The 13,209-nt window shown below is 74.9% G+C and carries 10 protein-coding genes and 1 pseudogene; 9 read left to right on the forward strand and 2 right to left on the reverse strand.

Features of this window, described 5'->3' with window-relative positions; all coding sequences use genetic code 11:
• Both amrb99_RS34710 and amrb99_RS34715 read right to left on the reverse strand, forming a co-directional pair.
• On the reverse strand, positions 1-688 hold a 688-nt coding region (locus amrb99_RS34710; RefSeq protein ID WP_190864259.1), incomplete at its 3' end, for a glycerate kinase.
• A gap of 135 nt (positions 689-823) precedes the next feature.
• Positions 824-2,269 (reverse strand): NCS2 family permease, encoded by a 1,446-nt coding sequence (locus amrb99_RS34715; protein WP_190864261.1) that lies wholly within the window; start codon positions 2,267-2,269, stop codon positions 824-826.
• Positions 2,270-2,528: 259 nt separating this feature from the next.
• Here amrb99_RS34715 and amrb99_RS34720 point away from each other — a divergent pair.
• The 9 genes and pseudogenes from amrb99_RS34720 to amrb99_RS34760 form a co-directional block, all read left to right on the forward strand.
• Positions 2,529-2,837 (forward strand): annotated as a pseudogene (locus amrb99_RS34720) (helix-turn-helix domain-containing protein); the annotation flags it as partial.
• A gap of 26 nt (positions 2,838-2,863) precedes the next feature.
• Positions 2,864-4,159: a tetratricopeptide repeat protein gene (locus tag amrb99_RS34725; RefSeq protein ID WP_190864265.1), complete on the forward strand. Its 1,296-nt coding sequence runs from the start codon at positions 2,864-2,866 to the stop codon at positions 4,157-4,159.
• Between the two features lie 95 nt (positions 4,160-4,254).
• A complete protein-coding gene (locus amrb99_RS34730) occupies positions 4,255-5,556 on the forward strand; it encodes a DUF5685 family protein (protein ID WP_190864267.1) in 1,302 nt (433 codons plus the stop codon).
• A gap of 47 nt (positions 5,557-5,603) precedes the next feature.
• Positions 5,604-7,304, forward strand: a complete 1,701-nt coding sequence (locus amrb99_RS34735; RefSeq protein ID WP_190864269.1) for an AMP-binding protein — start codon at positions 5,604-5,606, stop codon at positions 7,302-7,304.
• An 86-nt stretch (positions 7,305-7,390) separates the two neighbouring features.
• Entirely contained in the window at positions 7,391-8,041 is a 651-nt protein-coding gene (locus tag amrb99_RS34740; RefSeq protein ID WP_190864271.1) for a copper resistance CopC family protein, read from the forward strand.
• 39 nt (positions 8,042-8,080) lie between these two features.
• Positions 8,081-10,147 (forward strand): cytochrome c oxidase assembly protein, encoded by a 2,067-nt coding sequence (locus amrb99_RS34745; protein WP_190864273.1) that lies wholly within the window; start codon positions 8,081-8,083, stop codon positions 10,145-10,147.
• Between the two features lie 97 nt (positions 10,148-10,244).
• The gene (locus tag amrb99_RS34750; RefSeq protein WP_347256974.1) at positions 10,245-11,471 is read left to right on the forward strand and encodes a histidine kinase; all 1,227 of its coding nucleotides are present in this window, start codon (positions 10,245-10,247) and stop codon (positions 11,469-11,471) included.
• A gap of 114 nt (positions 11,472-11,585) precedes the next feature.
• Positions 11,586-12,242: a response regulator transcription factor gene (locus amrb99_RS34755; RefSeq protein ID WP_190864275.1), complete on the forward strand. Its 657-nt coding sequence runs from the start codon at positions 11,586-11,588 to the stop codon at positions 12,240-12,242.
• Positions 12,243-12,259: 17 nt separating this feature from the next.
• Positions 12,260-13,198 (forward strand): TIGR03621 family F420-dependent LLM class oxidoreductase, encoded by a 939-nt coding sequence (locus amrb99_RS34760; RefSeq protein WP_190864277.1) that lies wholly within the window; start codon positions 12,260-12,262, stop codon positions 13,196-13,198.
• The last annotated feature ends 11 nt before the right edge of the window (positions 13,199-13,209 follow it).

Consider the following 13,209-nt stretch of genomic DNA (forward strand, 5'->3'; position numbering starts at 1 on the left):
CCCGGACCTCGTCGCGGGTCGCGCCGCGCGGCGGGCCGTCCAGCGCGGCGGCGCCGCCGCGGCCGAGCAGCGGGCCCGCGGAGTCGCCCGCGACGACCACCTCGACGCCCGTCAGGTCGGGCAGGGCGCGCAGGTCCAGCGCGTGCAGCGAGCGCAGCGCCGCCCCGCCGGGCGGCAGGTCCTTGCCGAGCGCGTCCAGCAGCCGCCCGCCGAGCCCCTGGACGAGCCCCGCGCCGCCGTCGGTGCAGGCGCCGCCGCCGAGCCCGAGCACGATCCGCCGCGCGCCGAGCCGCAGCGCGTGCGCCATCAGCTGCCCGGTGCCGAGGCTGGACGCCGTGAGCGGGCTCGGCTTGCCGCCCGGCAGCCGGCGCAGCCCGGACGCCTCCGCCAGCTCCACCACCGCGGTGCGGTCGCGCAGCGCCAGCCGCGCGGTCACCGGCCGGCCGGTCGGCCCGCAGACCTCGACCTCGACGCGGCGCCAGCCCGCCGCGACCGCCGCCTCGACGGTGCCGTCCCCGCCGTCGGCGACGGGCAGCTCGACGAGCGGGACGTCCGGGCGGGCGCGGCGCAGCCCGGCGGCGAGGTGGCGGGCCACCTGCGCGGCGGTCAGCGCGCCGGGGAACCGCCCGGGCGCGAGCAGGACGTGGCCGTGCGCGGGAGGGTCGGGGGGACGGTCCGCGGACACCACAGCCACGCCTTTCACGCCTGGGGGTAAGGCCCTACCTTCTGCTTACGCCATGACGGCACTATTTGACACCCGCAAGCGTGTCCGAGACTTCCAAATGCGCCGACATTCGCGTGAGAATCTCGCGGGCCCACGCCCCTACTTCACCCCGAGCCACGTCTCGATCGGGTGAATCGCGAAGAACAGCAGGAACAGGATTACCACCGGCCACAGCCACACCGACACCTCGCGCAGCCTGCCGCGGGCCAGCTTGATGATCGCGTAGGTGACCACCCCGCCGCCGATGCCGATGGTGATCGAGTAGGTGAACGGCATCAGCACGATGGTGAGGAACGCCGGGATCGCGATCTCCAGGTCGTCCCACGTCACCTTGGCGACCTGCGTCATCATCAGCGCGCCGACCACCACCAGCGCCGGCGCGGCGGCCTGCGCGGGCACGACCGCGGCGAGCGGGGTGAGGAACAGGGTGAGCGCGAACAGCGCGCCGGTCGCGATGTTGGCCAGGCCGGTCCGGGCGCCCTCGCCGACGCCCGCCGCCGACTCGACGAACACGGTGTTGGCGGACGAGCTGGTCACGCCGCCGAGCGCGGCGGACAGGCCGTCCACCGACAGGATCCGGCCGAGCCGCGGCACCTCGCCCCGCTCGTTGGTCAGGCCGGCCTCGTCGCTGATGCCGAGGATGGTGCCCATCGCGTCGAAGAACCCGGACAGCACCAGGGTGAACAGCACCACCAGCGCCGTGATCACGCCCGCCCGGCCGAACCCGCCGAACAGGTCGACCTTCCCGAACAGCCCGAAGTCGGGCGTGGCGAACACCTTGTGCGGCAGGTCCGGGGTGACCACGCCCCAGCCGCCGTCCGGCACCGACGCGTACGACTGGATGACCACCGCGAGCACGGTGCCGGCGATGATGCTGATCAGGATGGCGCCGGGCACCCTCCGCACGTACAGCACGATCATCAGCAGCAGGGTGAGGCCGAAGACCAGCGTCGGCAGGGTCTCCAGCCGCCCGCCGGTGCCGAGCGACAGCGGCGGGCTGGTCTTGCTCGAGGTGACGAACCCGGAGTCGTACAGCCCGACCAGCGCGATGAACGCGCCGATGCCGACCGCGATGGCGTGCTTGAGCGCCAGCGGGATCGAGTTCATGATCCGCTCGCGGACGCCGGTGAGCGCCAGCAGCACGATGATCACGCCCTCGATCACCACGAGGCCCATCGCCTGCGGCCAGGTCATCACCGGCGCCGCCTGGAAGGCCACCACCGCGTTGATGCCGAGGCCGGCGGCGAGGGCCAGCGGCGCGTTCCCGACCAGGCCCATGATCACCGTGGTGATCGCGGCGGACAGCGCGGTCATCGTGGTCAGCTGCGGGATCGACAGCGTCGCGCCGGTGACGTCCTTGGCCCCGCCGAGGATGATCGGGTTCAGCAGGATGATGTAGGCCATGGCGAAGAACGTGGTGACGCCGCCGCGCAGCTCGCGCGCCACCGTGGTCCGCCGGGCGGTCAGGTCGAACAGCCGGTCCAGCGGCCCGCGCCCGCCGGCCGGCGGTGATGCGTCGGCCCCTGCCGTGTTGATCTTGGACATTCGCGCGTGCTCCGCCTTCACCAGCGTCGTTCCCGGAAAGTGCGAGCACAGGTTAGCCGCCGGGCGGCCCGGCGTCGTCCACCGGTGCGGCCCGTCCCCGCGGACGGGCCCGGCACCGGGCGCCGCGCGGCGCCCGGTGCCGGGATGTGGTTCAGGACCAGCGCTGCGTGACGGGAACGGTCCGCTATAGCCTGCCATGGTGCGAATGCGAGACTCGGCGGACGCGCCGGCCCCCGAAGCGCAACGGGACGCCTACGCGGACTCCTACGCGCTGCTGCTGGCCGCCGTCCCGGAGCGGACGCGCTGGTCGTTCCGCGAGCGGATGCTCGGCCCGCTGGAGGAGTACGACAGCAGCAGGCAGGCCGAGCTCGTGCACACCCTGGAGGTGTTCCTGGCCTGCTCGGGGTCGTGGAGCCGGAGCGCGACCCGGCTGCACGTCCATGTGAACACGCTTCGGTACCGAATCCGCCGAATCGAGGACCTCACCGGCCGGGACCTCGGCACACTTGAGGACCGAGTCGACTTCTTCCTCGCCCTGCGCGCGACGCGTCCGGCGAGCACCCTGTAGGCGACCACAAGGAAGAGCGGGGTCACATGGACCGGGAGACACTGGGGCAGCGCATCCGCGCCCTGCGGATCAGGCAGGGCGTGAGCCAGGCGCAGCTGGCCTTCCCCGAGCTGTCCGACAGCTACATCTCGCTGATCGAGAGCGACAAGCGGGTCCCCGCCCCGAGCGTGGTCGACCTGCTCGCCGTGAAGCTGAACTGCTCGGCGACCTACCTCGTCAGCGGCGTCAGCGAGGACGTCGTGGACGAGCTGCGCGTCACCCTGGACTACGCCGAGATCGCGCTGCGCAACGGCGCCGCGGCCGAGGCGCGGGCCCGGTTCGCCGAGGTGCTGGCCAACGCCGACGCCGTCGCGCTGCCGGAGATGCTGCACCAGGCCCGCTGGGGGCACGCCCTCGCGCTGGAGGCGGCGGGCGAGCTGGAGGAGGCGATCGCCGGGCTGCGCGCGCTGACCGAGGAGGCGTCCGCCGAGGCCGACCTCGACCACTGGGCGCGGGTGCACGTCGCGCTGAGCCGCTGCCTGCGCGAGCGCGGCGACATCAGCGCGGGCGTGCAGGCCGCCGAGGAGGCGCTGCGGCACCTCATCGCGACCGGCGCCGACTCCACCGACGCCGCCGTGCACCTCGGCGCGGCGCTGCTGGCCGCCTTCATCGAGCGCGGCGACCTCGTCCGCGCCCGGCAGCTGGCCGGTCAGCTGGTCGAGCGGGCCGAGCGGATCGGCAGCGCCCGGGCCCGCACGGTCGCCTACTGGGAGGCCGCCAACGTCGCGCAGATCCGCGGCGAGTACGAGGAGGGCGTCGGGCTCGCCGAGCGGGCGCTGATGCTGGCCGGCGACGGCGAGGACCCGCGCGACCTCAACCGGCTCCGGGTCGTCTACGCGGGGCTGCTGCTGCGCGCCCGGCCCGACCAGGCGGTGCAGGCCCGCGAGCTGCTCGCCCGGGTGAGCGGGGAGATCAACGCCGGTTCCGCCGGGGAGATCGACGTGGCCCGGTGCCTGACCGAGCTGGCCCGCGCGGAGACCGCGCTCGGCCGCCCGGCGGAGGCGGTGCGGCTCGCCGAGGACGCCCTGGAGCTGCTCGGGGACGCGCCGCGCCGGGTCACGGCGGGCGCGCTGACCGTGCTCGGCGAGGCGTGCGTGCGGCTCGGCGACCGCGACCGCGCGGTGGAGGTCCTCACGAGGGCCGCGACGTGCCTGGAGGACATGGAGTCCTCGCGGGAGGCGGCGCAGGCGTGGTTCGACCTCGCCGAGGTGCTCGCCGAGACGGGCACGCGGGAGCCGCGGATGGCCGCCTACCGCCGCGCCCTGACCTGCGTCGGAGTCTGACCGCGACGAATCCCGGATCTTCTGGGGCGAACCGTCCCGGGCGCCGCTGCGTCCGTGAGTCAATGCTGCGAGACGCCTGAAACGGGGAGATATCGGTGTTCGGTGTGGTCCGTCCCTGCAAGCACGCGCTGTGCGGGACGCTCTTCAAGGACTGGATGGCGCACCTGTGCGGGCTGTGCCTGACGCTGCGGGCCGAGCACGGCCAGGCGGCGCGGCTCGTCACCAACTACGACGGGCTGCTCGTCTCCGTGCTGGTGGAGGCGCAGGCGCCGGAGCTGTCGCCGCGCCGCAAGGCCGGGCCCTGCGCGCTGCGCGGGATGAAGACCGCCGAGGTCGTGACCGCGAAGGCGGAGGGCGCGCGGCTGGCGGCGGCCGCGTCGCTGCTGCTCGCCGCCGGGAAGACCCGCGACCACGTCGCGGACGGCGACGGCGCGTACGCGCGCCGGCTGGTCGCCGCCGCCGCGGGCCGGGCCGCCTCCCGCTGGGACGCGGCGGGCGCGCGGACGGGCGCCGCCGTCGGGTTCGACCCGTCGGTGCTGCGCGAGGCCGTCGCCCGGCAGGCCGTGCTGGAGGCCGAGCCGGGCCTGCGGCTGCTCGACCTCACCGAGCCCACCGAGACCGCCGTCGCGGCCGTGTTCGCGCACACCGCGGTCCTCGCCGGCAAGGAGGGCAACGCCGAGACGCTGGCGGAGGCGGGCCGCCACTTCGGCCGCCTCGCGCACCTGATCGACGCCGTCGAGGACGTCGCCGACGACGCGGCGGCGGGCGCGTTCAACCCGCTCCTGGCCACCGGCACGACGCCCGCCGAGGCCCGCCGGTACGCCGACGACGCGCTGCACGGGCTGCGGCTCGCCCTGGCCGACCTGGAGATGGAGCGGCCGCGCCTCGTCCGGGCGCTGCTGGACCGGGAGGTCCGCCGGTCGGTCGACCGGGTCTTCGCCGCCTACCCGCCGGGTCCGGAGCAGCCGCCGTACCGGCCCGGCCAGTACCCGCCGCCCGGCCAGTACCCGCCGCCCGGCGACCCGTCCCAGCACGGCTATCCGCCCCAGCACGGGTACCCGCCCCAGCACGGCGGCGGCCACGGCGACGGCGGCGGCTGGTTCCCGCCGCACGGCGGCGGGGGAGGCGGCGGCGCGAACTTCGGGCACCGGCCGCCGGGGCGCCGCCCGGGATGGCCGATCCCGTGCTTCACCGGGACGGCGGTGTGCCTGACCTGCGGGGTGTTCCAGCCCGACTGGAGCGAGCACCACGGCAAGGACTGCGGGGACCGCTGCTGGTGCACCCGGCATTGCGACGACTGCTGCGACGGCTGCGACTGCTGCAGCGGCTGCGACTGCTGCGACTGCGACTGCTGTGACGGCTGCGACTGCTGTGACTGCGACTGCGGGTGCAATTGATCGTCCGCCCTTGACCAAGCAAAAGCTTGGGTGGCAGTGTCGCGGACGTGGCGAGCCCGACCTTCGCGGACCTTCTGCTGGAACGGGCCGGTGACGGGCACCCCGCGCTCCGGTTCGAGGACGAGACCTACAGCTGGGCGCAGGCCGTGGCGGCCGCCCGGACGCGCGCCGCGCTGCTGCCGGACGCGTGCCCCGAGCCGCCCGGCCGCCCCCGGCACGTCGGGGTGCTGCTGGAGAACGTCCCCGAGTACGTGTTCTGGATCTTCGCCGCGGCGCTCGGCCGCGCCACCGTCGTCGGCGTCAACCCGACCCGGCGCGGCGCCGAGCTGGCCGCCGACGTCCGGCACACCGACTGCGACCTGATCGTCACCGACACCGCCCACCTCCCGCTGCTGGACGCGCTCGGCGAGGAGTTCCCGGCGGACCGGATCCTCGTCGTCGACTCCGCCGCGTACGAGGCGTCGCTGCGCGCGGCGGCGGGCAGGGCGGCGGGCAGGGCGGCGGACGGGGCGGACCGCGGCGACCCCGGCGCGCGGCCGGACGACCGGCTGCTGCTCCTGTTCACGTCCGGGTCGACCGGGGCGCCGAAGGCGGTCGCCTGCGGGCAGGGACGGCTCGCCGCGATCGCGGAGCGGTCCGCGATGATGGGGATCGAGCGCGACTCCGTCACCTACGTCGCGATGCCGCTGTTCCACGGCAACGCGGTGATGGCCAACCTCGCGATGGCCGTGCACGCGGGCGCCACCGTCGCGCTGCGCCGCCGCTTCTCCGCGTCCGGCTTCCTGCCCGACGTGCGCCGGTTCGGCGTGACCTACTTCAACTACGTCGGACGCGCCCTCGCCTACATCCTCGCCACCCCCGAGCGGCCCGACGACCACGACAACACGCTGCGGTGCGCGTTCGGCACGGAGGCGTCCGCCCAGGACATGGCCGGGTTCGCGCGCCGGTTCGGATGCCGGATCATCGAGGGCTACGGCTCCAGCGAGGGCGCGATCTCGCTGCGCAAGACGCCGGACTCGCCGCCCGACGCGCTCGGCGTCGCGCCGCCCGACGTCGAGGTCGCCGTGCTCGACCCCGGCACCGGCCGCGAGTGCCCGCGGGCCCGCTTCGACGCCTCCGGCGCCCTGCTCAACCCCGGCGAGGCCATCGGCGAGCTCGCCGGGCTCAACGCCGGCGCCGCCTTCGAGGGCTACTACAAGGACCCGGAGGCCGACGCCGAACGGGTCCGCGGCGGCACGTACTGGAGCGGCGACCTCGGCTACCGCGACGAGGCCGGCTACTTCTACTTCGCCGGGCGCGGCGCCGACCGGCTCCGCGTCGACAGCGAGAACTTCGCCGCCGCACCGGTCGAGCGGATCCTGTCGCGCTGGCCCGCCGTGGTGATGTGCGCCGTCTACCCCGTCCCGGACCCGCGCACCGGCGACCAGGTGATGGCCGCGCTGGAACTGCACGACGGCACCGCGTTCGACGCCGACGGGTTCGCCGCCTTCCTGGCCGCGCAGCCCGACCTCGGGACGAAGTGGGCGCCGCGGTTCGTCCGGGTCGTCCGGCAGATGCCGCTGACCGCGACGGGGAAGGTGCACAAGCGGCCGCTCCGCCGCCTCCTGTGGGAACCGGCGGACGGGCAGCGGGTGTGGGTGCGCCCGGGCCGCGCCCTGGCCTACGAGCCGCTGACCGCCGGACACGTCGAGGCCCTGCGCGCCGAGTTCGCCGAGCACGGCCGCGATCACGCTTTGGGCACGCTCTGACGCCCTTCCCCGACCCCGGACGTGCCATCGGCGCCGCGTCAGTACGCTAGAAGGGCCCTGATTCCACCTAGAGAACCCGGCCACCCATGAGAACCCTCACGACCCGCGGGCCCCTGCGCCGCCTCGGTCTCGTCGCCGTCCTCGCCGCCGCGCTCGGCGCCCTGACCGCGACCCCCGCGCTGGCCCACACCCAGCTGGTGAGCAGCACGCCCGGCAAGGGGGCGTCCGCCGCCTCGGTCACCGAGGTGAAGCTGGTCTTCAGCGACGAGATCAGCAACGCCAAGGTGATCGTCAAGGACGCGCACGGCAAGGCCTTCCAGGCGGGCGCCGCCGAGCACCAGGGCACCACGGTCACGCAGAAGCTGACCGGCGCGCTGCCCGCCGGGTCGTACACGGTCGCCTACCGGGTCGTCGGCGCGGACGGGCACCCCGTCCAGGCCGACGGCCTCACCTTCACCGCGACCGCCGCCGGCGGGGACGGGAGCACCGGGGAGCAGCCGCAGGCGGCTCCCAAGGGCGGCGTGGGCGCGGTCGACCAGACCGGCGCCGCCGCGACCAGCAACGAGCAGCCCCTCAAGATCGACCAGCAGCAGGCCGCCGAGTCCGACTCCGACTCCGGGTCCGGGATGGTGACCTGGGGCCTGATCGGCGTCGGCGTCCTGCTCGGCATCGGCATCGGCGTGGCCATCGTCTACCGGGCCAAGCGCAAGCACGGGGCGGCCGCCGCGAGTGAGTGACGAACACCAGTGATCGGGGTCTGGCAGTGAGGAACGTCGGTGAGTGAGGGCGGCCTGCGCGTGCTGCGCGCCGCCGCCGCGGCGGTCGCGGCGGGGGCCGCGGTCCTGGTGGCCGCGCTCGTCCTCGGCGGGGCGGTGACCGAGCAGGTCATCCCCGGCATCGGGGACGCCGGCGCCGCCACCCGGTGGGGGCTGCCCGCGTCGCGGACGGCGATGGACCTGCTGTCCGCGCTGACCGTCGGCGCGCTCCTCGCGGGCGCCGCGCTGCTGCCCGTCGAGGGCGGGCGCGACGCGCCGAAGCTGTCCCGGGACTCGGTCGGCTACCTGCGCGCGGCGTCGTGGCTGGCGGCCGGATGGGCCGCCGCCGCGGCGGCCACGCTGGTGTTCACCGTCGCCGACGTGCTCGGCCAGCCGGTCACCGAGGTGATCGGCGGCAACGAGCTGAGCAGCTACGTCGGCTCGCTGGAGCAGGGCACCGCGCTGATGATCGTGGTGCTGCTGGCCGTCGTGGTGGCGCTGCTGGCGCGCACCACGACCACCCCGGCCGCCGCGTTCGGGCTGCTGGCCATGGCCGGGATCGCGCTGCTGCCGCCGCCGCTCACCGGGCACTCCGCGTCGGCCGCCAACCACGAGGTCGCCGTCACCGGCGTCGCGCTGCACGTCGCCGCGATCGCGCCGTGGGTCGGCGGCCTCGCGGTCGTCGGCGCGCACGCGCTGCTCGGCCGCGACAAGCTGCCGATCATGGCCGAGCGGTTCAGCCGGATGGCGCTGTGGTGCTACATCACCGTCGGCGCCAGCGGCATGGTCAACGTGATCTCCCGGCTGCCGGACCCGTCGGAACTGGTCACCACCGACTACGGTCGGCTCGCCCTCGGCAAGATCATCGCGTTCGCGGCGCTCGGCTGGTTCGGCTGGTGGCACCGCGAGCGGACGATCCCGGCGCTGCACGACCGCAGGCCGCGCGCGTTCGCGCGGCTCGCCGCCGTCGAGGCCGCCGTCATGGCCGCCACCATGGGCCTCGCTGTCGCGCTCGCCCGCACCGCGCCGCCGCCGGAGACCGGCACCGAGTCGGCGATCAAGACGCAGCTCGGCTTCGACATGCCGCCGCACATCAACCTCGAGCGGCTCGCGACGCTGTGGCACTTCGACCTGTTCTTCGGCGTCCTGGTCGTCGTGCTCGGCGGCCTGTACCTGGCGGGGGTGCTGCGGCTGCGGCGGCGCGGCGACTCCTGGCCGGTCGGACGCACCGTCTCCTGGTTCTTCGGGCTGCTGACGATCGTCATCGTCACCCAGACGGGCGTCTCCCGGTACGCGCCGATCCTGTTCAGCGTGCACATGGCGCAGCACATGGTGCTGAACATGCTGACGCCGATCTTCCTAGTGGCCGGCGCGCCGACGACGCTGGCGCTGCGCGCGCTCAAGCCCGCCCGGATCCGCGGCGACCGCGGCCCGCGCGAGTGGCTCACCGCGATGCTGCACAGCAGGTTCGTCCGGTTCGTCGCCCATCCGGCGTTCGCCACGATCCTGTTCATGGGCAGCACGTTCGCGCTGTACTTCACGCCGCTGTTCGAGAAGCTCATGGGCGACCACCTCGGGCACATCGCGATGATGGTGCACTTCCTGGCGTCGGGCTGCCTGTTCTTCTGGGTGCTGCTCGGCATCGACCCGGCGCCGCGCCGGCTGCCGCACCCGATGCGGCTGCTCCTGCTGTTCGTCACCATGCCGTTCCACGCGTTCTTCGGCATCGCGCTGATGAGCCTGAACCAGGCGCTCGCGACCGGCTGGTACAACGCCGTCAACCCGCCGTGGGGCACCACGATCCTGCACGACCAGCACACCGCCGGGTCGATCGCGTGGGCGTTCGGCGAGGTGCCGACCTTCGTCGTCCTGCTGGTGATGGCGTTCCAGTGGTACGCCGACGACCAGCGGCAGGCCCGCCGGATGGACCGCAAGGCCGACCGCGCCGCCGAGCGCACCGCTCGCGGTGAGGCGGGCGCGGAGGAGGACGAGCTCGCCGCCTACAACGCGCGCCTGGCCAAGCTCGCCGAGCGCGACCGGCTCGCGGGCGGGCAGGACCGCAAGGCCGCCCGGCAGCCCGAGGCGTGACGCCGCCGCTGGCGCGGCGGGCGGCTCCCCCGTGCGGGGGAGCCGTGCCGGTCGCGCGGGGGAGGGGGCGGCGGCGCCGTTCTGCCAGGATCGGGGAGTGGCCGGTGCACTGCATCCGCTGATCGAGCGGACGACCTGGCGGCGCTGGGCCCACCTGGTGGTGGGCGGTGCGCTGCTCATGCCGTACTGGTTCCTCGGCATGACCCTCGCCGCGCTCCTGCCCTTCAACGGGCCGGGCGCGGGGGTGCTGGCGCTGCTGGTGTTCCCGGCGGCCGCCGCGTTCGTCACCGGTCTCGTCCCGTCGGTGCGGCTGCTGGAGAGCTCGCTGGCCAAGGAGCTGCTGCGGGGCCCGGCGGCGGCGCTGGCGCCCGGCCCGGCGGCGACCTGGGAGAGCCGGACGCGGTCCGGCGCGTGGTTCACCCTGCACCTGTTCGCCGGGGTGGTCGTCAGCGGGCTCAGCCTGGCCGTGCCGCCGTTCGCGTTCGTGCTGGTCATGGCGCCGCTGGTGGACTGGGACGAGCGGCTGCTCGGCCGGTGGGCCCGGCCCGGGACGTGGGCGGAGTGGGCGGCGCCGCCGGCCGGGATCGCCGGGGTGGCGGTGCTGCTCGTCCTGATCGTGGCGGGCGGCGCGCTGCTGGCGCGGCTGGCGCCGCGGTTCCTCGGGCCGACCGCCGCGGAGCGGCTCGCGGAGCTGGAGGCGCGGGCGGTCCGGCTCGCCGAGCGCAACCGGCTGGCGCGCGAGCTGCACGACTCGGTGGGGCACGCGCTCAGCGTCGTGACGCTGCAGGCGGGCGCGGCCGGGCGCGTCCTGGACACCGATCCGGAGTTCGCCCGGGAGGCGCTCGGCGCGATCGAGGAGTCGGCGCGCGCCGCGCTGGAGGACCTCGACCACGTGCTCGGGCTGCTGCGCGAAGACCGGTCCCGGCCGGCGCCGCAGCCCACGCTGAAGGATCTCGGCCGCGTGCTGGAGCAGACGCGGCTCGCCGGGGTGCGGCTCGACTCGGAGGTGGACCCGCAGGTCGAGCACGTGCCCGCGGCGGTCTCCCGGGAGGCGTACCGGATCGTCCAGGAGGGGCTGACGAACGCGCTGCGGCACGCGGGCAAGGTGCCGGTGCGGCTGCGCCTCGGCGTGTCCGGAGAGCGGCTGGAGATGGAGATGAGCAATCCGCTGGGCGCGCGCGGCGTGGGGGCGGGCCACGGTGGCGGGCGCGGGCTCGGCGGCATCCGCGAGCGCGTCACCGTGCTGCGGGGCGAGATGACGGCCGGGCCGGACGGCGACCGCTGGCGGATGCACGTGTCGCTGCCGCTCGGCCGCGTCTCCTGAGCGGGCGGCGGTGGCCCGTCCCCGGAGCGGCGGCGCGCTCCACCGGACGCGGCCGTTCCATGAGAGAGAGCAGTACCGCCTGTGCGGGCGGTGCTTCGTGAGAGGGTCCGGGACATGACGATCAAGGTGCTGCTGGTCGACGACGAACGGCTGATCCGGGCGGGGCTGGCGGCGATCATCAACGCCGAGGACGACCTGGCCGTGGTCGGCGAGGCGTCCGACGGCGCGGAGGTGCCGGACGCGGTGGCGCGGCTCCGCCCGGACGTGATCCTGATGGACGTGCGGATGCCGCGGCTCGACGGGATCCAGGCGACCCGCCACATCCTGGACACCGTCCGCGAGCCCCCGAAGATCATCGTCGTGACGACGTTCGAGAACGACGAGTACGTCTACGACGCGCTGAAGGCCGGCGCGAACGGGTTCCTGCTGAAGCGGACGCGGCCGGAGGAGATCCTGCAGGCGGTCCGGATGGTCGCGCACGGCGACAGCCTGCTGTTCCCGGCCGCGATCCGGGAGCTGGCCGCCGCGCACGGGCCGTCGCCGGCCGGCGGGCGGGCGGCGCGCTGGCACGGCGAGCTGACCGAGCGGGAGGCGGACGTGCTGCGGCTGGTGGCGAAGGGCCGCTCCAACGCCGAGATCGCCGGCGAGCTGTTCGTGAGCCCGCAGACGGTGAAGACGCACGTCGGGAACATCCTCGCCAAGCTCCAGGCGCGGGACCGGACGCAGGCGGTCATCCTCGCCTACGAGACGGGCTTCATCACCCCGGGCTGACGCGGCATGATCGCCTCATGAGGGACTTCCGGTTCGGGTTCAACTTCTTCGACATCGCCTCCCCCGGGGACTTCGTCGAGCGGTGCCGGCGGGGCGAGCGGTACAGCTACGACGTGGCGCAGGTCCCCGATCACCTCGGCTCGCCGGCGCCGTTCCCGACGATGGTCGCGGCGGCGGACGCGACCGAGCGGCTGCGGGTCGGCACGCTGGTGCTGAACGCCGCCTTCTGGAACGCGCACCTGCTGGCCCGCGAGATCGCGACCGCCGACCGGCTCACCGGCGGGCGGGTCGAGGTCGGCCTCGGCGCGGGGCACATGAAGTGGGAGTTCGACGCGGCGGGGATCGCGTGGGAGCCGTTCGCCGCCCGCGTCGAGCGGATGACGGCGCTGATCGAGGAGCTCGGGCGGCTGTTCGGCGGGCCGGACTACGCCGAGCGCAGGCCGGTGGCCGAGCACTTCGGGCTCGCCGACCTCGCGCCGGTGCAGCGCTCGGGGTTCGGCGGCTCCGGCCCGCCGCTGCTGGTCGGCGGCACCGGCGACACGGTGCTGCGGGCCGCCGCCGAGCACGCCGACATCGTCGGGATCGCGGGGATGTACCAGGTCGAGGGCGCGCCGCCGGGGACGTTCCGGATGGGGACGGCCGAGCAGGCGGCCGAGCGGGTCGCGTTCGCCCGCGCGCACGCGGGGGAGCGGGCCGGCGCGATCGAGTGGAACGTGCTCGTCCAGCACGTCGAGGTCACCCCGGACCGGCGGGCCGCGGCCGAGCGGATCCGGGACGCCCGCGTCCCGTACATGAGCGTCGAGGAGGTGCTGGACACGCCGTTCGCGCTCATCGGCACGCACGAGCAGATCGCCGAGCAGCTGCGGGAGCGGCGCGAGCGGTTCGGCTTCTCCCACGTGACGGTGCACGGACCGTTCCTGGACGAGTTCGGGCCGGTGATCGAGCTGCTGCGCTGACCCGCCGCCCC

The sequence above is a fragment of the Actinomadura sp. RB99 genome, from assembly GCF_014706005.1.
Classification (GTDB): domain Bacteria; phylum Actinomycetota; class Actinomycetes; order Streptosporangiales; family Streptosporangiaceae; genus Spirillospora.